The organism is Faecalibacter sp., assembly GCF_057177045.1.
In genome coordinates this window covers 2263231-2282104 of sequence record NZ_CM169987.1, presented here as the reverse complement: position 1 = coordinate 2282104, position 18874 = coordinate 2263231, and the positions used below count along the sequence as shown (strand labels likewise).

19 protein-coding genes and 2 tRNA genes are annotated in these 18874 nt (G+C 34.5%); 11 read left to right on the top strand and 10 right to left on the bottom strand.

Going from position 1 to position 18874, the window contains the following annotated elements:
• Positions 1–38: 38 nt before the first annotated feature.
• A complete protein-coding gene (locus tag AC1QSP_RS10695; protein ID WP_484078681.1) occupies positions 39–272 on the top strand; it encodes a hypothetical protein in 234 nt (77 codons plus the stop codon).
• A 78-nt stretch (positions 273–350) separates the two neighbouring features.
• Here the strand turns inward: AC1QSP_RS10695 and AC1QSP_RS10690 are convergent, their stop codons facing one another.
• Positions 351–2186 carry a lysophospholipid acyltransferase family protein gene (locus AC1QSP_RS10690; RefSeq protein WP_484078680.1) on the bottom strand — a complete coding sequence of 612 codons (1836 nt, stop codon included), beginning with the start codon at positions 2184–2186 and terminating at the stop codon, positions 351–353.
• The gene (locus AC1QSP_RS10685) at positions 2186–3427 is read right to left on the bottom strand and encodes an aspartate kinase (RefSeq protein ID WP_322971310.1); all 1242 of its coding nucleotides are present in this window, start codon (positions 3425–3427) and stop codon (positions 2186–2188) included. Before AC1QSP_RS10685 ends, AC1QSP_RS10690 begins: the two co-directional genes overlap by 1 nt.
• Positions 3428–3609: 182 nt before the next feature.
• Here AC1QSP_RS10685 and fbp point away from each other — a divergent pair, with 182 nt between their 5' ends.
• A complete protein-coding gene (gene fbp / locus AC1QSP_RS10680; protein ID WP_322971311.1) occupies positions 3610–4623 on the top strand; it encodes a class 1 fructose-bisphosphatase in 1014 nt (337 codons plus the stop codon).
• A gap of 65 nt (positions 4624–4688) precedes the next feature.
• On the opposite strand, the gene AC1QSP_RS10675 is transcribed toward fbp, so the two are convergent.
• The 3 genes from AC1QSP_RS10675 to AC1QSP_RS10665 all read right to left on the bottom strand — a co-directional run bounded on the left by AC1QSP_RS10675 (position 4689) and on the right by AC1QSP_RS10665 (position 8846).
• The gene (locus tag AC1QSP_RS10675; RefSeq protein WP_484078679.1) at positions 4689–6245 is read right to left on the bottom strand and encodes an SGNH/GDSL hydrolase family protein; all 1557 of its coding nucleotides are present in this window, start codon (positions 6243–6245) and stop codon (positions 4689–4691) included.
• 13 nt (positions 6246–6258) lie between these two features.
• Positions 6259–7491 carry an OmpP1/FadL family transporter gene (locus tag AC1QSP_RS10670; RefSeq protein ID WP_484078678.1) on the bottom strand — a complete coding sequence of 411 codons (1233 nt, stop codon included), beginning with the start codon at positions 7489–7491 and terminating at the stop codon, positions 6259–6261.
• Positions 7492–7637: 146 nt separating this feature from the next.
• Positions 7638–8846 carry a BaiN/RdsA family NAD(P)/FAD-dependent oxidoreductase gene (locus AC1QSP_RS10665; protein ID WP_484078677.1) on the bottom strand — a complete coding sequence of 403 codons (1209 nt, stop codon included), beginning with the start codon at positions 8844–8846 and terminating at the stop codon, positions 7638–7640.
• Positions 8847–8942: 96 nt separating this feature from the next.
• Here AC1QSP_RS10665 and AC1QSP_RS10660 point away from each other — a divergent pair, with 96 nt between their 5' ends.
• Positions 8943–9374: a DUF6646 family protein gene (locus AC1QSP_RS10660; RefSeq protein WP_484078676.1), complete on the top strand. Its 432-nt coding sequence runs from the start codon at positions 8943–8945 to the stop codon at positions 9372–9374.
• A 33-nt stretch (positions 9375–9407) separates the two neighbouring features.
• On the opposite strand, the gene AC1QSP_RS10655 is transcribed toward AC1QSP_RS10660, so the two are convergent.
• A complete protein-coding gene (locus AC1QSP_RS10655) occupies positions 9408–10244 on the bottom strand; it encodes a universal stress protein (protein WP_484078675.1) in 837 nt (278 codons plus the stop codon).
• 157 nt (positions 10245–10401) lie between these two features.
• Between AC1QSP_RS10655 and AC1QSP_RS10650 the strand changes: the two genes are divergently transcribed.
• Both AC1QSP_RS10650 and thiL read left to right on the top strand, forming a co-directional pair.
• Positions 10402–10908 (top strand): acyl-CoA thioesterase, encoded by a 507-nt coding sequence (locus tag AC1QSP_RS10650; RefSeq protein ID WP_484078674.1) that lies wholly within the window; start codon positions 10402–10404, stop codon positions 10906–10908.
• A 1-nt stretch (position 10909) separates the two neighbouring features.
• Entirely contained in the window at positions 10910–11971 is a 1062-nt protein-coding gene (gene thiL / locus AC1QSP_RS10645) for a thiamine-phosphate kinase (protein WP_484078673.1), read from the top strand.
• 504 nt (positions 11972–12475) lie between these two features.
• Here thiL and rpmA read toward each other — a convergent pair.
• Positions 12476–12733, bottom strand: a complete 258-nt coding sequence (gene rpmA, locus AC1QSP_RS10640; protein ID WP_322971320.1) for a 50S ribosomal protein L27 — start codon at positions 12731–12733, stop codon at positions 12476–12478.
• A gap of 47 nt (positions 12734–12780) precedes the next feature.
• Positions 12781–13086 (bottom strand): 50S ribosomal protein L21, encoded by a 306-nt coding sequence (gene rplU, locus AC1QSP_RS10635; protein ID WP_322971321.1) that lies wholly within the window; start codon positions 13084–13086, stop codon positions 12781–12783.
• A 177-nt stretch (positions 13087–13263) separates the two neighbouring features.
• On the opposite strand from rplU, the gene AC1QSP_RS10630 reads away from it, so the two are divergent.
• From AC1QSP_RS10630 to AC1QSP_RS10605, 6 genes are all read left to right on the top strand, one after another.
• Positions 13264–13497, top strand: a complete 234-nt coding sequence (locus AC1QSP_RS10630; protein ID WP_322971322.1) for a FeoA family protein — start codon at positions 13264–13266, stop codon at positions 13495–13497.
• A gap of 1 nt (position 13498) precedes the next feature.
• Positions 13499–15598, top strand: a complete 2100-nt coding sequence (gene feoB / locus AC1QSP_RS10625; RefSeq protein ID WP_484078672.1) for a ferrous iron transport protein B — start codon at positions 13499–13501, stop codon at positions 15596–15598.
• Between the two features lie 6 nt (positions 15599–15604).
• Positions 15605–15763 (top strand): FeoB-associated Cys-rich membrane protein, encoded by a 159-nt coding sequence (locus AC1QSP_RS10620; protein ID WP_484078671.1) that lies wholly within the window; start codon positions 15605–15607, stop codon positions 15761–15763.
• Positions 15764–15897: 134 nt separating this feature from the next.
• Complete coding sequence (locus tag AC1QSP_RS10615; RefSeq protein ID WP_484078670.1) at positions 15898–16584, top strand: helix-turn-helix domain-containing protein; 687 nt, start codon at positions 15898–15900, stop codon at positions 16582–16584.
• A gap of 71 nt (positions 16585–16655) precedes the next feature.
• Entirely contained in the window at positions 16656–17612 is a 957-nt protein-coding gene (gene meaB, locus AC1QSP_RS10610; protein WP_484078669.1) for a methylmalonyl Co-A mutase-associated GTPase MeaB, read from the top strand.
• Positions 17613–17628: 16 nt separating this feature from the next.
• Positions 17629–18585 carry an ADP-ribosylglycohydrolase family protein gene (locus AC1QSP_RS10605; RefSeq protein ID WP_484078668.1) on the top strand — a complete coding sequence of 319 codons (957 nt, stop codon included), beginning with the start codon at positions 17629–17631 and terminating at the stop codon, positions 18583–18585.
• 48 nt (positions 18586–18633) lie between these two features.
• Here the strand turns inward: AC1QSP_RS10605 and AC1QSP_RS10600 are convergent.
• A tRNA-Asn gene (locus tag AC1QSP_RS10600) sits at positions 18634–18707 on the bottom strand.
• Positions 18708–18762: 55 nt separating this feature from the next.
• A tRNA-Asn gene (locus tag AC1QSP_RS10595) sits at positions 18763–18836 on the bottom strand.
• Positions 18837–18874: the final 38 nt, after the last annotated feature.

The window sequence follows — 18874 nt, the reverse complement described above, 5'->3', positions numbered from 1 at the left end:
AAGTTAACAAAACGTTTAATCGATTAAAATTTAAAACAATGAAAAAATTTTTCGCAGTAGTTGCAGTTGCAACTTTATCATTAGGAGCAGTAGCATGTGGAGAGAAAACTGAAACAACAGAAGTTGAAGCTACAGTTGATTCAGCAGCAGCAGTAGTTGATTCAGCAGCAGTAGCAGTTGATTCAGCAGCAGCAGTAGTTGACTCTGCAGCAGCAGTAGTTGATTCAGCAGCAGTTGAAGCTCCAGCAACTGAAGAAGCTCCAGCTCAATAATTAAAGCGAAGCTAAAATATAAAAGGCGTCTAACTCCGTTAGGCGCCTTTTCTTTTATCTTTCATTCCGATGATTCAATTAATCAAATTGATTGGATTCAATCTTACGTGTCAATTCGTTTTGAATATCATCCAGCACAGGTTTAACTGTTGACTCTGGAATATCCGCCACACGGATATACATTAATCCATCGATTGCATCATTAAAATTAGGATCTACATTAAATGCAATGACTTTTGCATTTTGCTTGATGTATTTCTTAATTAATACAGGTAGACGAAGCATATTCGGTTCTAACTCGTCAATTAATTTATCGAATTTATTCAGATCAGCTTCTGTCTCATGGAAAATGAATTGCTTATCCTCTTCTGATAATTTGACTTTGTATTCTTTTTTTGGTCGAACATATTGAGCGACGGTCGAATCATAATAATGTGATTTCATAAATTCAATCATTAATGACTTCGAAAAATCAGAAAATTGATTACTGATACTTACACCACCGACAATAAATTTTTGATCCGGATTACGTAAAGTCACATGCACAATTCCTCTCCATAATAAGAACAAGGGCATAGGCTTTTGCTGATATTCTGATGAAACAAATGCACGCCCCATTTCAATACATTGAGAGAACAAAGGATAAATTTCAGGTCCGAAATTAAAAAGCTCATTGATATAGAAGCCTTTTACACCATATTTTTCAAACACTTCTTTCCCAAGGGCCATTCGATAAGCACCTGCAATTTTATTGTGTTCTTTATCCCATAGGAATAAATGATGATAATGTCCATCGTATTGATCCAAATCAATTTCTTGATTTGTCCCTTCTCCTACTTCTCTGAAAGTGATTTCGCGTAATCGACCTATTTCACGTAATACATTCGGAATAGCATCCGCTTTCGCGAAATAACATTCGTAGTTATTATTGGTAAACAATAAAGACAAATCATCTTTCCTCAGACGATCAATATCTTGATGAAGCAATTGCACTTCGGTCTCTTCAACAATGTCTTTCACCTTTGATTTTAATGAAATCACCGGCAAGTGAAGATTGGTCGGATTTTTAAGAACTTCTTTGAAGGATTTTTTCTTATTATAATACGACGACAACATGTACGTCTTCTTACGTAAAAATGCTTTAAACTCTTCAATATCCTTAAATTCCTCCTGCTGTTTTGGCATGATTGGTTTCCCAATACGAATTTGGATTGGACGTGAATGTTTCTTCATCATTTCAGAAGGCAACATTGCCGTCTGGAAATCTGGATGAAGTTTAGCCATACGGTAAAACAGCTCGCTATTTTTAGCTTTAAAGTAAAATGGAACAACAGGCACTTTGGCTTTCTTAATTAACTTAATCGCTGTATCCTGCCATTCTCTATCCAATAAATTTCCTTCTTCGTCACGATACGAAACCTCTCCCGCTGGAAAAATCCCGATACAACCATCTTCTTTTAATGTGCGTAAAACTTCACGCATCCCATTTAAACTGTTGTAGGCATCTTTACGAGATTCAAAAGGATTCACCGGAATGACCATGGGTTGTAACGGTTCGATCTTATGCAAAAGGAAATTACCCATGACTTTAAAATCTGGACGAATTTTATTCATGATGTGCATCAATAAAATTCCATCCAATGCGCCCAGTGGATGATTGGATACAATGACAAAAGGTCCCGATTTAGGAATACGCTTTAAATCTTCTTCGTGTATTTCGTAATCAACATTTAATTCATCGATTAAATAAGACAGAAAATCTACAGCACCTAAATGGCTCCCTCCATCATATAATTTATTTAGCTTATCAAGATCCAATAATTTCTTGATTGCCCAAGCAACGGGTTTACCAGCGATTCCAAATCGCGATAAACCAGAAGCTTGAAATATATCGTTTGTACTAACTAAACCCATTAATCTTTAACCACAATTTGTAACGTCTCGCGAACGGTTTGACGTAATAATTCTTTACTTTTATCGATAATCGAATCAGATGTCGCATCAAAATGACGAATTGTATATAAAGACACGTTATGATCTAAACTTACTTTAAATTCATGCTCCATTTCTTCGATAAACGACTCTAAATGATTGTATTTATCTTCTAAACAAAGTGATAATGAAATGGCAGAGTTCTGCATTAAATTTACTTTGATTTGATATTGCGATAATTTTGTAAACACACCACTTAATTTATCCTCCGTAATGAAAGAGAAGTCTTTAGACGAAAAACGTGCTAAATGTTGTTCTTTCTTTAAAATAAAACATGGCACTTGAGGATCTAAAGGTTGTCCTTTTCGTACTGCAGTTCCCGCTTCAAGAGGATTAATAAATGATTTTACGAAAAAAGGAATTTCTTTCTGTTGTAACGGCTGTAATGTTTTTGGATGAATTACAGATGCTCCATAGTAAGCTAATTCAATTGCTTCTTCGTATGAAATATGATTCAATAATTGCGTTTCCTCAAAATATCGAGGATCAGCATTTAATACACCTGGTACATCTTTCCATATCGTCATACTTTCAGCATTCGTACAATAGGCAAAGATAGCAGCAGAGTAATCTGAACCTTCACGTCCTAAAGTCGTTGTAAAATAATTAGGATCTGATCCTAAAAACCCTTGTGTAATATAAAACCCTGATGTAGGTAAATTTACGATATTTTTCTCCGTTAATTCCCAATTTACTTTTCCTTCGCGGTATGTATTATCTGTTTTAATGTAATCTCTTACATCTAACCATTCATTCGTTAATCCGATTGAATTCAAATACATCGAAATAATTTTTGTTGAAATTAATTCACCACAACATACCACCTGATCATACACATAACTTCTGTTAGGCGACTTATTTCTTCTTAAAAACGAAGTTAAGTCATTAAAGAATTGACTGATCTCTCCCACAACTTCTGTAGCATCCGTAAACAATTCTTTGGCTACATCAATGTGTTGCTTTTCAATTTCGTTAATTGTTTTGGAATAATCATCCTTATCAAAATAACGTTTGACTACTTCCTCTAAAGCATTTGTCGATTTTCCCATTGCAGAGACAATCATACACGTATTTTGATACCCTACCGTTTGCAATAAATCCGCAACATTTCTGATTCCATCAGCATCCTTTACCGATGCACCACCGAATTTGAAAACCTTCATTTTAAATCATTTCTAATAATTAGCCTGCAAATATAAGCATTTGAGAGGTTTAAATTATAAATAGTTAAGAATGTAATTGTTAATTCATTCCATTAAATAAATCATTGTTTTTTAAAATTTCAAACGTTTGAAATTGTTGATAACTTGAATTTTTCCGATATTTGAAGAGCAAAACAAAACTAATGGCTCAAAATTCACATCAAACTCTTGGAGAGTTTATTATCGATAATCAAGAGGACTTCATTTACTCTACCGGAGAACTTTCTCGTTTATTAAGTTCCATCAAACTAGCCACTAAAATCGTTAATTACAAAGTTAATAAAGCGGGTTTAGTAAATATTTTAGGGGAATTTGGCAATGAAAATGTTCAAGGAGAAAAGCAACAAAAATTAGATGTATTTGCCAACGAAACTTTTATTGAAACACTTTCTCAACGTGAAGTTGTTTGTGGAATTGCTTCTGAAGAGAATGAAGAATTCATCGAAATTAAAACCTGTAAAAACCAAAACAACAGCAAATATGTTGTTTTAATTGATCCCTTGGACGGTTCATCGAATATCGATGTTAATGTTTCAGTAGGAACCATTTTCTCGATTTATCGTCGTGTTTCAGAACCAGGAACACCTGTTACATTAGAAGATTTCTTACAACCAGGAAATAAACAAGTGGCTGCCGGATACGTTGTATATGGAACCTCAACTATGCTAGTTTATACTACCGGGAATGGTGTAAATGGATTTACTTTAAATCCTGGAATCGGAACTTTTTACCTATCGCATCCTAATTTAAAAATTCCAGAATATGGAAAAATTTATTCCATCAATGAAGGGAATTATGCCAAATTCCCGTTAGGGGTTAAAAAATTCATTAAATACTGCCAAGCAGAAGAAGAAGATCGCCCTTATACTTCACGCTACATCGGATCTTTATGTTCAGACTTTCACCGCAACATGTTAAAAGGTGGAATTTACATCTATCCATCGGGAACCAATAATCCGAACGGAAAATTACGTTTGTTATACGAGTGTAACCCTATGGCTTTCTTAGCTGAACAAGCAGGTGGTAAGGCAACAGATGGGCATCAACGCATCTTAGATATTATCCCTACTGAATTACACCAACGTGTTCCATTTTTCTGTGGATCAAAAAACTTAGTGGAAAAAGCTGAAGAATTTTTAGCAGATCATCCTGAATAATTTTTTATATCATACCAAAAAAAAGCCACTCGAAGGAGTGGCTTTTTTATATGGTATCGATGCAATTAAGGAATTGTTACTCCTGGATAATATCCTGGGAATACTTTTCTTAATGTCGATCCGTATTTGCTATTAATGGCATCCACAAACATATTCGCTACTAAAGCATAACCTGTTCCTGTTAAGTGGATTCCATCCAATGAGAATGCACCACCCGAAACGAAGGTTGTTGTATATGTGTTACCGTAGTAACGAATTCCTGATTGAGATGATAATTTATTCATTTCATTGTACGTATCTACAATCGCTAAATTATACGCTCTTGCTAACTCAAAAATTGCAGCATTATATTTTGAAACTGCAGCTTCTGCTTTAGCGGTCTCAGCTTGTGTTAATACCCATTTATCTTCTAAAGGATAACTTACACCAGCAACTGATAATTTACCCGCTTGTTCTTGAGGTAATCCCATTTGCATTAACGCCTGTACACGCTCCATATCTACTGTTCCAATGTAGTTAGATGATGGTAAAACCAATAAGTCTTTCGCTGTAGCTTGACGTGCTTGCCCGTACGTCATACCAAATAAAGTTGCCTGAGCAGCTCCAACCACTGGTGTTAATGCCGCTGTAATTTGCGCTTGTAAATTTGGTAAGTCTTTATCTTTGATCACTACTGGACTAGCAGCAGTTGTTGAGAATGTAATTTTACGCTCTGGTACACCTAAAGCATCAAACACTTGATTTAATCCTGCATAAGTCGCATTTAATTCAGGAATCATTGGTCCAAAAGATGCATTTGCAGGTGATAATGGTGCATAAGGTACTGTTGTGAAGTAAGGCACTGAAGTCACTGAAGGAATATTAGCAATAACTCCTTTCGCTCCATTCGCTGTTAAAGCTTGTAAAGCATCATTGATTGCTCCTTTCACCACATTCACATCTGAAATATCATTAGAACCATAAGTTGAAGGATTTGTATTTCCTGTTTGATCTACACCAACACCTCCTGAAACTGCATATCCTAATACATCGTTATTTCCAATCCATAACGAGAAGAATGTTGGATTTTGTGTAACCGCATCCGAAACAACAGTTGTTGTTGGTGAGGAAGCAAAACGTGAAAAATAAGGATTTGCTAATCCAGCTGCTATTAGAGCTGGATTTCCATAACCTGGAGCTACTAAATGATATGATTTAGCGCCTGGTACACCCATATTTTGGTAAGGTCCACCTGCAGAAATATTATCTAATGCCGTTTCCCCTTGCATCGCTACAGGCGTTAATGCACCATTTACAATTTGCAACTGTAATTTTCCACCAAATCCTGGTAAATTCGTAAATCCACCAATATTATCTTGCATCCAAGGCGTTTTAAATTCACCTCCTCCAGCAGCTTTCATTAAACCTGCTAAAATATTTGGATAAGAATTCTCTTGACCAGATTTGAATAAGGCATTATCTGTATACCCAGAAGTTAAAGAGTTCCCTAAGGCAACGTATCTTGTGAAGTCTGCTTCACCTGACGAAACTTGAAAATCCTCAACTGGATTCTCGAAATCATTGTTACAGCTAAATAAAGCGACAGCTAAAGAAGCTAATACTAATTTGTTTAATTTTTTCATGATCCTGTTGATTTTATTTTAAGTTGTATGATAATCCTAAACCAAAGTTAAATGCATGCATTTTAACATCTCCTTGGAAGTTATCTGCTACATTGTAAACTGAACGCTCTTCTCCTTTCACATATCCAGCGAATAAATCTAAATTAAATCCGCTTTTGAATAAGATTCCTACACCTCCACCAAATGTATGTAAGTTTGTACTTGGCGTTTCAGATGACCAGTATTGACCTGGTACAGGTGATTTATCATATGTATAACCTAAACGACCTTGAATCATGTCTGTGAATGTATATTCAGCTCCTACACGATAAACTGTATTATCTCTCCAATTTTTTGTTGATGAAGATTGTGTCGCAAACCCTGTTTCTGGGTTATATAAGTTGATCGTTAACGCATCGTAACGTGTCCAGTTTTGCCATGCGATATCCGCAAACATTTCGAATTTTGGTGTGAATTTGTAAGCAACCCCAGCCGTAAATTCTGAAGGTAATGGTAAAACGGTGTTCCATTCTGTTGTTTGGAAACTAGGGTTTGTCGCTAAACCTGCTGGTACATTCGACCAAGTTACTTTTCCGTAATTTGCTTTTGCATCTACATTTGAACGGTATGCTAAACCTAATGAGAATTTATCCCCTGGCTTAAACATTGCACCAATATTGAATCCTAAACCGTGTGCATCTTTATCCTCTAATTTTAAATTCACATCATTTCCTGCAACAGTTTGTACTTTGTTTAAAGTTGCTGAACCATGTGTATAGATAAATCCTGCTCCTAAAGAGAACCAATCGGCAAACTTATATGAAATTGTTGGTTGGATATTGAATGCCATTAATTCAATTTCTGTAATATTTGCTCTATTTTCCCAATCATTTGGCCATGTCAAAGAACTTCCGAACGGTGTAGCTACACTCAGTCCAATAGCTAAATTATCGGTTGGTTTATAACTAACGGCTAAATATAGAGGAGTCGATAATTTATTATCAGTAGTTGCTTTATGTAAAGTTAAAGGATCTTGCCAGTTGGCTTCCGATTTCACTCCAAAAACACCAGCAGCAATACTCAATTTCGCATCTACAAATGCTAAACCAGCGGGGTTATAGAAAGCTACACTTGCATCCTTTGTATGTGTCACTGCCGTTCCACCCAATGCAGCTTGTCGTACACCTTGTAATGCCACACGATATCCACCCGCAAATGCAGTAGAAGACAATGCAGCCAAGGTTAATGTTAAGAAAATTTTCTTCATATTCTTTTTGTTAGTTTTTTTGTTAAATCTTTATTAACAAAAATATAATTTTTTATTTATAATGTTATGTTTACATAATAAATTTTCTATTTAATTTCAATTAAATAGATTACAATACACATTTATTAATGTAACCATTACACTAATTAATAAATTTGTTTTAATTTATTAGAAATAATATAGGCTTCTGACCAGCATGCTTGAAAGTTAAATCCACCCGTAATAGCATCAATATTTAATACTTCACCTGCAAAATACAAATGAGGTACAACTTTCGATTCCATTGTTTGGAAATTCACTTCTTTCAAGTCCACCCCACCCGCTGTCACAAATTCATCTTTAAAAGTACTTTTACCGTTCACCTTATAAATTGCCTCAGTTAATTCAGTGGCAATCGCCTCGATGTGTTTTTTTGATAAATCGGCAAAAACAAGATGTTCGTTAATTTTACAATAGCTAAGGATACTGTGCCAGAATCGTTTCGGAAAGTCAAATGGATTGTATTTGTAGATCGATTTTTTAGCGTCTTTTGATTTTTTATTCGTTAGAAGTTCTATAACTTCTTCTTTGGATTGTTGAACGAAGTTAATTTCAACATCAAATTGATATTTTCGTTGGTGTAATGCTAATGCTCCCCAAGCCGAAAGTCTCAAAATCGCAGGTCCACTAAATCCCCAATGCGTAATTAACATAGGACCTTCAGCATCTAATTTTTCTGATTTAATTTTTACTTCTGCTTGTTCAAAGGAAATTCCCATTAACCCATCAATTCGTGGATCTTTACAATTAAATGTAAATAATGATGGAACAGGTTCAACGATTTTATGCCCTAAAGTTTTTAAATTTTTCCAAAATTTAGGTGTACTTCCCGTCGTTACAATAACCTGTTCGAATTGGTGAAATCCTGAATTTGTTTCTAATTCGAACCCTCCTTCAATTTTCTTCATGGATTTTACACCATCCGAAAATTGAACGCGAACCTTATTTTTATCGACTTCTTTCATCAAGCATTCAATGATCGACAACGAACTATTGGATACAGGAAAAATTCGATTATCCTCTTCAATTTTCAATGCTACACCACGCTCATCAAACCAAGCCATGGTATCTCCTGGTTGAAATTGATAGAAAACACTTAGAAGTTCTTTTTTTCCTCGAGGGTAAAATTCAACCAAATCCAAAGGATCAAAACATGCATGGGTTACATTGCATCGTCCACCTCCAGATATACGTACTTTTTGTAATGGTGATTGAGCTTGTTCAAAAATTACGGTATGCTTCCCTAATTCTTTTCCAAGATTTGCGGCCAGGAAATATCCTGCTGCTCCGCCACCAATTATTGCTATTTTTTCCACGGAGCAAAGTTATAAGAATATTTTAAATGGATTTTTAACATAATTTTATACTTAGGTATAATAATTGTTACCCGATTTTCACGTTATAAAAGAACTATGAAAAAATTATTATTTACAGCATTACTTAGCATTATTTCAATCAGTTTTGCAAATGCACAAGCTTACAGTGGTGGAGGAGATCAAAAAATCTCAATAGGTTTAGTCCCTTGGGGATATGGAAGTGGTATTACAGGAATGTATGATCACGGATTATCTGATTTAATCTCTGTAGGAGGTGGAGCTGAAATATATTTTGGTGGAAAAGACAACGATGACAACTTCTATATTTTTGGTCGTGCGAACTTCCACTTAGGGGAATTATTAAACATGCCTTCTAACATGGATTTATACCCAGGACTTGATGTCGGATTCAATCATGGATTAGGTTTAGGTGCTCATTTAGGATTCCGATATTTATTCTCAGATTCTATTGGAGCTTATATTGAAGCCGGTTCAAGAGGTTCTTTAGGAATTGTTATTAATTTATAAAAAAAAGAAAGCACTGAGTATTCAGTGCTTTTTTTATGGTTTCTTTTCATGAAACACAAACAATGGAACTTTATTTTTAGAAGCGATTTTCTTCGTAAATCCTGGAGAAAATAATTTATCAAAAAATCCTTTATTACGGCTAACGACCGTTAATACATCAATTTTTCGTTCTTCAATAAATTTTAAAACAGCATCCGCAGGCTCGGGATTAACATCTATGATAAACTCAATAGGTTCATCTTTAAACTCCTCTTTCCATTGATCCAAGGCTTTCTGATTGTATTTCCCATCTTTAGACACATGAAGACATTGTATTTTGGCCTTATGTCGCATCGCGACTTCGCATAAATAATATAATGCATCTTTATCCTTTTCATTAAATACAGTTGTAAATCCTAAGTTTTTTATTCCCTTAAATTCAATATGATTCGGCACACTTAAAATAGGCACTTTTAAGGAGGTAATTGCATTGATGGTATTCGATCCAAAAATCATTTTCTCGAAACCAGTATTCCCTTTTGTTCCCATCACTACAAAATCAATATTTTCTTCGGAAATAGTTTCCCTCAAGATATACAGCAGATTTCCCTCTTCCAATATAAATTTCATGGGAATATGCCCTAAACCATGTTCATCCGCAATTTTACGTAGTTGAGGAATATTATCTTTAAAATTTTCAAACTGCCCTAATTTTACTGTGTCATATACATTTTGAATCAAACCTGCACTTAATCCACCATTAATGATAGGCAATTCATACACATGCAAGACATACACCATCGCATCTTGACTTTCGGCTAAACTCAAAGCGTATAAAAAAGCGTTATTGGCAGTTTCTGAAAAATCGGTTGGGAATAATATTTTTCTCATAATCAACTGTATTTGTTTATCTTAAATTTACACAAATAAATGATTTATACCTTATTATTCGAGGGTTATTTTTTTATTATCCCTTATTTTTATTGAGAAAAAACAATCGATTAGGTTCACTCGAAAATAATTACCTTTGCACCACAAACCCACTTTAATGCAGAAAATTTATACTCAAAAAACCATCGTACGTTGGTCTGATTTGGATGCCAACAGACACTTAGCGAATGCTTCTTATATGAATTTCACCAGTTATGCACGTATCGCTTTTTTACGCGATTATGGCATTACAATGAATGATTTAGCACAGTACGGAATTGGTCCTGCTGTATTGCATGAAGATTTCTCATTCTTTCGTGAAGCCCACGAAGGAGAGGAAATTTATATTACCATAGAAATTGGAGGTATGTCGGAAGATGGAATGATTTTCGAATTTAATCAAAACCTTTACCGTGCAGATGGAACCCATTTATGTTCATCCGATTTAATTGGTGTTTGGTTCTCGATGAAGGAACGAAAAATGACCATTCCACCCGCAGAAATGACGGAAAAAATTAAAAAATCTTTCGAAGGAAGAGACGTTAAAGTATTAACGAAAATGGATTTGATGCGTTTACCTAAACGTGCGACCAATGTAGATCCTTCGATATTTAATATATCATAAGATGTTAGAAGATAAAAATATTCAAAAAACGAGTTTAGCTGAGATTGGAGAATTTGGTTTAATTGAACAAATTAAAGAAGGTTTTCCAATCAAATTAAAATCATCTATAAAGGGAATTGGCGATGATGCAGCAGTTTTAGACTATGGGAACGAAAAGATTGTAGTTTCTACAGACATGTTGGTTGAAGGCGTGAGTTTCAAATGGTCTTATATGCCACTACGTCACTTAGGATACAAAGCAGTCGTTACTGCAGTAAGTGATATCTTAGCCATGAACGCAAAACCGAAACAAATTTTGGTTTCTATGGCTTTATCGAATCGTTTTACGTTAGAAGCTGTCGACGAAATTTATAACGGGATGAAATATGCTTGTGATAAATACGAAATTGATATTGTTGGTGGAGATACGACTTCTTCTGTTAGTGGTTTGATCATCAATATGACAGCTATTGGATCCGCAAAAGAAGAAAAGTTAACATACCGTAAAGGGGTTCAAGAAAATGATTTATTGGTCCTTTCAGGAGATTTAGGAGGAGCATTCTTAGGCTTACAAGTCTTAGAACGTGAAGCACAAGTAACTAAAGTTAATCCTAACAATCAACCCGACTTAGAGCCTTATGCTTATTTGGTTGAACGTCAATTAAAACCAGAAGCACGATTAGATATTGTAAAATTACTAGCAGAAATGGATATTGTTCCTACCGCTATGATTGATATTTCAGATGGTTTATCTTCAGAGGTAATCCACCTATCGAAAGAGAACAACATTGGATTTAATGTTTATGAAGAGAAGATTCCTTTAGACCCTTCTGTTATTCGTACAGCGGAAGAATTCCAAATTAATCCAATAACATGTGCCTTAAGTGGTGGTGAAGATTTTGAATTATTATTTACAATCAAACAATCGGACTTTGATAAAATTAAAGGAAATCCTTACCTCACAGTAATTGGACATGCTACCGCAGCTGGAGCAGAAAATTATTTAATTACGAAAGGAAGTGAACAGATGATTCCTTTAACAGCCCAAGGTTGGGGAACTGCTGAAGAGGAGAAAGAAGATTAGTTAATTGGAAAATTAAACAATTCTAACATTAACGAATTACTTTCGTCACTTCGAGTGATTTTCGTTTCGAAGAAAAAGAAAATTGTATCGAGAAGTTAGACTAGGTAAATGTGTTGTTCATTTTTTCCTTGATGAAAAAACGAACCAAAAAAATCAAGACTTCGATTTTCGACGGTCAATTCTCATTTCGTTCTATTAAAATGATTAAATCATTCGCTATCGCTCAGTAATCATTTTTAAATTCCACAAAATGAATTGACACTCGTCTGCAAATCGGATGTCAATTAAATGTCAAACAGAGCTTGTTTCAGTTTCTCATCCAACAAAGTGGTCATAAGCAAATTAAACCATTATTCGATTAACGAATTCACAACACCTATATAAAAGCATTCAATACCTATTGGATGCTTTTTTTTAGACCTAAGCAATACAGCATAAAAAAAGCTCATCCAATGGATGAGCTTATATTTTTTAGTGTTTTACATCAATTGAGTTCTTATCTACTTAAGATAATGGTTCAACTGAAACGTAAGATCTGTTGTTACGTTTTTTAGTGAAAACAACTTTTCCGTCTACTAAAGCGAATAATGTGTGATCTTTACCGATACCTACATTATTACCTGGATGGTGTTGAGTACCTCTTTGACGAACAATAATGTTACCAGCGATAGCTGCTTGTCCACCAAAAATTTTAACTCCTAAACGTTTCGATTCTGATTCACGACCATTCTTCGAACTTCCGACCCCTTTCTTATGTGCCATTTCGTTTTGCTTTTAAAGTTAATAATTAAATTAAAAAGTGCTCAATCTTATCCGATTGAAACAACTTCAATTTTAGTGAATTGTTGACGGTGTCCGTTAGATTTTTGGTAACCTTTTCTTCTTTTCTTTTTGAAAACGATTACTTTATCACCTTTAACGTGTTCAACGATTTTAGCTACTACTGTAACTCCATCTATAACTGGGGCGCCAACTGTTACTGATCCGTTGTCAGTTAATAAAACACGGTCGAATTTTACTTCTTCCCCTGCCTCACCAGCTAAACGGTTCACGAACAATTGTTGGTCTTTTTCAACTTTGTATTGAAGCCCTGCTATCTCTACAATTGCGTACATAAAATTAAAATTTATTTGATATAAAATTGAGTGCAAATATATAATCTTTTTTTCAATCTACCATCTGAACGTATTGATTTTTATGATAAAACATTGATTTTAATGATATTTCTTCTATTTGGATTAATTAAAAATTAAATACCTTTGCTCTATCGATGTTTCTAACGATATGTATCCATGAGTAAAACATTAAAAGACTTAAAAGTTGGAGATTTAGCAACCATTAGTGGTTTTGCATCGGAAGAAATTCCTGCTAAATTTTATGAAATGGGCTTTGTCCCTGGAACTGAGTTACAAATCAAACGAAAAGCTCCTTTTGGAGGCCCTATTTGTATCAGTATAATGAGTAATAAGTCGCTATTAGCTTTACGCAAAGCTGAGGCAAGTCAAATCTTGATAGAACAAAAATAAGATGAATGGTAAAATTATAACACTTGTTGGAAATCCAAACGTAGGAAAAACTTCCTTGTTCAATAAAATCACTGGATTACGCCAAAAAGTGGGAAATTATCCTGGGGTAACGGTTGAAAAAAGGGAAGGTTCAGTTACGAAGAATGGTACTTTGTATCATATCATCGACTTACCTGGAACCTATTCCATTTATCCTAATTCGTTAGATGAGGAAATTGTATTCAATACTTTAGGAAATAAAAAGAATAAAGATTACCCCGAATTAGCGGTTGTTGTTGCAGAACCAAGTAACTTAAAACGATCGATTCTCTTATATTATCAGGTAAAAGATTTAGGAGTTCCTGCCATTTTTATCATTAACATGAAAGATGAGATCGAGGCAAAAGGTTTAACTATTGATCTTGAAAAACTGGAAACGTTATTAGATACGAAAGTGATCTTAACCAACGCGCGAACAAGTGAAGGTTTAGAGGAATTGATTCAACAATTCGAACGTCAACCCACATCCAAATCTTCATCTTTCCAAGCCGGACAATTGTATGAAAAAGCAACAGAAGAAGTTAAATCCACATTTAACCTTTCTTCTGATTATTTGGCTTATTTGTATCTGAGTCAAAAAGAAGTAACATTTCTTTCATCAGAAGACAAAGAAAAATTGGACGCCATTAAGAAGAAACATGCGATAATTGGCCGCCGATTACAAGTGAAAGAAACCATTGATCGTAATCAACAATTGGATCAAGATTTAAAGCCGATTTTACAATATAATTTAGCGAATAAAACTACGTTTACCGAAAAAGTCGATCAAATTTTAATGCATCCTTTCTTTGGTTATGTTATTTTCTTCGCAATCTTACTTTTAATATTCCAAGCCGTCTATACATGGTCTGGACCTTTGATGGATTTTATTGATGGACTCTTTGGGTCTTTACAAGAATTCACTTCGGTAACGTTGCCTGAAGGACCTTTGGCGAATATTTTGACCGAAGCCATTATTCCAGGAATTGGAGGAATTGTCATTTTCGTTCCACAAATTGCCATTTTATTCTTGTTTATTTCTTTAATGGAAGAAACGGGTTATATGAGCCGTGTCGTTTATTTAATGGACCGATGGCTAAAACCTTTCGGTTTAAGTGGTAAATCCGTAGTCCCTTTAATTTCAGGTGTTGCTTGTGCCGTTCCTGCTGTTATGTCGGCTCGTAACATTGAGAATGCCAAAGAACGTATGTTAACCATTTTGGTGACTCCATTTATGACATGTGCTGCTCGATTACCGATCTACATCGTCATTATTGCTTTAGTCATCCCCGATAAAGAATGGTATGGGTTCAACCTTCAAGGGTTAGCGTTATTTTTAATGTATGTTTTAGGAGTATTAGGTGCTTTAGGTAGTGCGATAATCTTGAATCTCATCATCAAAGCAAAACATAAAAGTTTACTGATTTTAGAATTACCTACTTATAAACTTCCGGATTGGAAGAATGTCGGTTTAAATGTTTGGGAAAAAACATTAGGATTTTTATTGGGTGCAGGTAAAATTATTTTCTCCATCTCTATCATTTTATGGGTATTAGGAAATTTTGGACCTGGGGAACAATTTGATAAGGCCGAAGAAATTGTTACCGCTCATCATCCTCGAATGAATGAGGAAGATTTACAGAATGAAATCGCTTCTTATCAATTAGAACATTCGTATTTAGGAAAAATTGGATCAGTTATTGAACCAGTTGTTGCTCCATTAGGATATGATTGGAAGATGGGAATCGGTTTAATTTCTTCATTTGCTGCACGTGAGGTCTTTGTTGGAACAATGTCTACCGTATACAGCTTAGGAGAAGTTGATATCGAAGAAGATGCACAAAAAGGAAAATTATTAGATCGTATGCGTGCTGAAATTAACCGTAATACGGGAGAAGCTGCCTATACGTTTGCTTCAGGAATTTCCTTATTGTTATTCTATGCCTTCGCAATGCAATGTATGAGTACCATTGCGATTGTAAAACGTGAAACAGATTCTTGGAAATGGACTCTTATTCAAACAGGGTTTATGACAGGATTTGCATATTTCGTAGCATTTATTGCTTATCAATTTTTAAAATAAAATGTAATGGATAATATCTATATCCAATACCTTTTCATTGCTTTCTTAGTTGGATTTGCTGTATGGTATTTATACGGCATGTTGAAAAATACATTTAGCAAGAAAGAAGAAGGTTGCGGATCCAATTGTGGATGTTCACCAAAAATGAATAAAACAAAAAAATAATCAGAAAAGACTTAAGAATCCTTCTTAAGTCTTTTTTGTTTTTAGAAAAAAATATAAATTTACTTACCTCTTTCAAAAAAGAATAATAACCTATCTTTCAATAGTTTATTCTAATATTAATTGAAAATAACTGAATGGATAATACTTTTATATATTTAATTGCAGCAGTATTAGTAAGCATTTTATTCCTTAGTCTCTACTTTTTATTAAAGAATAAAACTGCTTCTAAAAATGAAGATGAACCTCAAACAAAAGTCAATGAATCAATTACACATTCCATCCAAGCAGACGTAGAAATCACTCCTCCTTCCAACCCAATTCCGACCATCGAAGAAGAAAAAATAACGCCTTCCGATGTTGTACAAAAGGTTGAAAAAACAAAAAAAGCTTCACACAAATACGAAGTAGAGGATGATCTCCCAGAACCTATTAGTAAGCTCAATATTAACATATCGAGTAAAACGGAGCGACAGTTGATTAAAAAATTAGAAGCGTTTGAAAAGAATAAAGGTTTTTTGAAAAAAGATGTTAACCTAAATAATTTGGCCAAACAATTTGATACCAATACCAAATATTTAAGCGAAATTATCAAGAGCTATAAAAATAAAAACTTTAATCATTATTTGAATGAACTTCGTATCAATTATTTAATTGATCAATTGAATACCAACGATAAGGTCTTAAATACGAAAGTAAGTTACTTAGCCAGCGATTTTGGCTTCAGTTCTCATAGCTCATTCTCTACACTGTTTACACAATATATGGGGCAATCGCCCTCTGAATATATCAAACAGCTTAAAGATCAAAAAAAACAAGCGTAGCCCATCGCTTCCACTCCTTTCCGCAAAGAAAGGAGTTTTTTATTTATCTTTAATTTTCAAAACTTCATTCCATGCCAAGAAAAATTGATCCCATTGCGATTGCGTCAGCGATAAAAAACGGCAATCGATTAGCCTTAAGCCGTGCCATCACATTGGCTGAAAGTACCAAATTAGAACATCTTGAACTCGCGCAAGAAATCATTCATCAATTTGAACCTCATCAACACTCCAAACGTATTGCCATTACGGGAATACCTGGTGTGGGAAAAAGTACATTTATCGAAGCGTTAGGACTGTTTTTAACTCAGTTAGGACATAAAGTAGCCATCTTAGCTATCGATCCCAGTAGTAATCTTTCGAAAGGTAGCATCTTAGGAGATAAAACCCGAATGGAAGAATTGGCAAAAAACGAGAAGGCTTACATTCGTCCCAGTGCTACCAATGGAAATTTAGGTGGAATTACATCGCGTACCTACGAGGCAATTTTATTATGCGAAGCCGCAGGATATGATCATATTTTAATTGAAACCGTTGGTGTAGGACAATCGGAAACGTTAGTGAATCAGATTTCAGATTTATTTATATTCCTTCAATTACCAGGTTCTGGTGATGATTTACAAGGAATCAAGCGCGGGATTATGGAAATGGCTGACATTATTTTTGTAAATAAAGTAGATTCGTTTCAAGAGAAATTGGTAAAAGATGCTAAAGTAGATTTAGCACGTTCCTTACAGTTTTTACCATCCAAAAAATCCAATTGGAAACGTAAAACGATTTTAGGTTCGGGATTAAAAGAAAAAGGGATTTCTGAATTATGGGAAACGGTAGAAAAATACTTCGCACAAATCCAAGAAAACAACTATTACAGCGAAAACAGAACGTTACAACAATCACTACAAGCTGAAACTTATATTTTGGAGATGATCGAGCGACAGACCAAAGAAAAATTAAAATGTAATCCTATCAATCAAACCACTAGCAATGCTTATTTAATGGCAAAAGAATGGTTGAAAGAAAATCAGAATTAACTCATCAATTATAAAAATGCATAACCAATCCATCATAGAAGATAAAATTAAAGGCTTATTTTACGGGCAGGCTATTGGTGATGCATTAGGACTCTCCACCGAATTTTTAACGAAAGAACAAATCAAGCATTTGTATCCAAATGGAATTTCTCAATATGAGGATATCATTGAAGATGAACATCGAAAAAGGTGGGTAAAAGGGGATTGGACAGATGATACCGATCAATTTTTAGCAATTGTAGATTCAATTATTAAAGCTAATAAAGTGGATGAAATTGCTTTTGCAAAAGAATTGATAGGCTGGTTTAATGATTGCCCTATGGGAATTGGAAATACAGTCATCAAAGTCTTAAAAATGCCTGGTTATACATCGAATCCACATCAAGCAGCTGAATTAACATGGAAACTTTCGGGACAACAAGTTGCTTCTAATGGCGCAATTATGCGAACAAGTATCTTAGGCGCTTATTCCTTTTGGGATTATCAACAAGTCATTCATAACACGATAAAAATCTGTAAAACGACTCATTTTGATCCTAGATGTATTGGTTCTTGTGTTATTATATCTCTAATAATTGCTCAAATTTTACAAGAAAATAAATTTCTTACAGTAAATGAGATTAAAAATATTGCTACCCAATATGACGAAAGAATCATTCCTTTTATTGATTTAGCTTTATCTAAAGATATAAACGAATTAGATTTGGAAAATGATGTTGATATGGGCTATACGTTAAAAACATTATCTGTAGCGTTATGGGCTTATTTCAATCGAAATGATTTTACAAATACACTTGCAACAATAATTCATCAAGGAGGTGACGCGGATACTAATGCAACTGTCGCGGGAAGTCTGTTAGGTACTATTTACGGCTTTAGAAGCCTACCTAAAGATCTTGTACATGGATTAATCTACAAAGATCTATTAAATCAAAAATTTGAAGAATTTTTACTAATCAATCAGAAATATTAAACAACAAAAAAGGCTATCATTACTGATAGCCTTTATATTTTATGATTGCTCCTCCTCTTGGGCTCGAACCAAGGACCCTCTGATTAACAGTCAGATGCTCTAACCAACTGAGCTAAGGAGGAAAATCCATATTTATTTTAAAGTCTTTGCTTGACTGTATTGTTTTCACTAAAAAAGCTCCTCCTCTTGGGCTCGAACCAAGGACCCTCTGATTAACAGTCAGATGCTCTAACCAACTGAGCTAAGGAGGAATGTTGCTTAATTGTGGGTGCAAATATAAAAGGATTTT

What these genes read in the sequence shown, in the direction of transcription:
- AC1QSP_RS10695 (WP_484078681.1), top strand. Translation starts at nt 39, where the DNA reads ATGAAAAAATTTTTCGCAGTAGTTGCAGTTGCAACTTTATCATTAGGA.
- AC1QSP_RS10690 (WP_484078680.1), bottom strand. Translation starts at nt 2,186, where the DNA reads ATGGGTTTAGTTAGTACAAACGATATATTTCAAGCTTCTGGTTTATCG.
- AC1QSP_RS10685 (WP_322971310.1), bottom strand. Translation starts at nt 3,427, where the DNA reads ATGAAGGTTTTCAAATTCGGTGGTGCATCGGTAAAGGATGCTGATGGA.
- fbp (WP_322971311.1), top strand. Translation starts at nt 3,610, where the DNA reads ATGGCTCAAAATTCACATCAAACTCTTGGAGAGTTTATTATCGATAAT.
- AC1QSP_RS10675 (WP_484078679.1), bottom strand. Translation starts at nt 6,245, where the DNA reads ATGAAAAAATTAAACAAATTAGTATTAGCTTCTTTAGCTGTCGCTTTA.
- AC1QSP_RS10670 (WP_484078678.1), bottom strand. Translation starts at nt 7,491, where the DNA reads ATGAAGAAAATTTTCTTAACATTAACCTTGGCTGCATTGTCTTCTACT.
- AC1QSP_RS10660 (WP_484078676.1), top strand. Translation starts at nt 8,943, where the DNA reads ATGAAAAAATTATTATTTACAGCATTACTTAGCATTATTTCAATCAGT.
- AC1QSP_RS10655 (WP_484078675.1), bottom strand. Translation starts at nt 10,244, where the DNA reads ATGAGAAAAATATTATTCCCAACCGATTTTTCAGAAACTGCCAATAAC.
- AC1QSP_RS10650 (WP_484078674.1), top strand. Translation starts at nt 10,402, where the DNA reads ATGCAGAAAATTTATACTCAAAAAACCATCGTACGTTGGTCTGATTTG.
- thiL (WP_484078673.1), top strand. Translation starts at nt 10,910, where the DNA reads ATGTTAGAAGATAAAAATATTCAAAAAACGAGTTTAGCTGAGATTGGA.
- rpmA (WP_322971320.1), bottom strand. Translation starts at nt 12,733, where the DNA reads ATGGCACATAAGAAAGGGGTCGGAAGTTCGAAGAATGGTCGTGAATCA.
- rplU (WP_322971321.1), bottom strand. Translation starts at nt 13,086, where the DNA reads ATGTACGCAATTGTAGAGATAGCAGGGCTTCAATACAAAGTTGAAAAA.
- AC1QSP_RS10630 (WP_322971322.1), top strand. Translation starts at nt 13,264, where the DNA reads ATGAGTAAAACATTAAAAGACTTAAAAGTTGGAGATTTAGCAACCATT.
- feoB (WP_484078672.1), top strand. Translation starts at nt 13,499, where the DNA reads ATGAATGGTAAAATTATAACACTTGTTGGAAATCCAAACGTAGGAAAA.
- AC1QSP_RS10620 (WP_484078671.1), top strand. Translation starts at nt 15,605, where the DNA reads ATGGATAATATCTATATCCAATACCTTTTCATTGCTTTCTTAGTTGGA.
- AC1QSP_RS10615 (WP_484078670.1), top strand. Translation starts at nt 15,898, where the DNA reads ATGGATAATACTTTTATATATTTAATTGCAGCAGTATTAGTAAGCATT.
- meaB (WP_484078669.1), top strand. Translation starts at nt 16,656, where the DNA reads ATGCCAAGAAAAATTGATCCCATTGCGATTGCGTCAGCGATAAAAAAC.
- AC1QSP_RS10605 (WP_484078668.1), top strand. Translation starts at nt 17,629, where the DNA reads ATGCATAACCAATCCATCATAGAAGATAAAATTAAAGGCTTATTTTAC.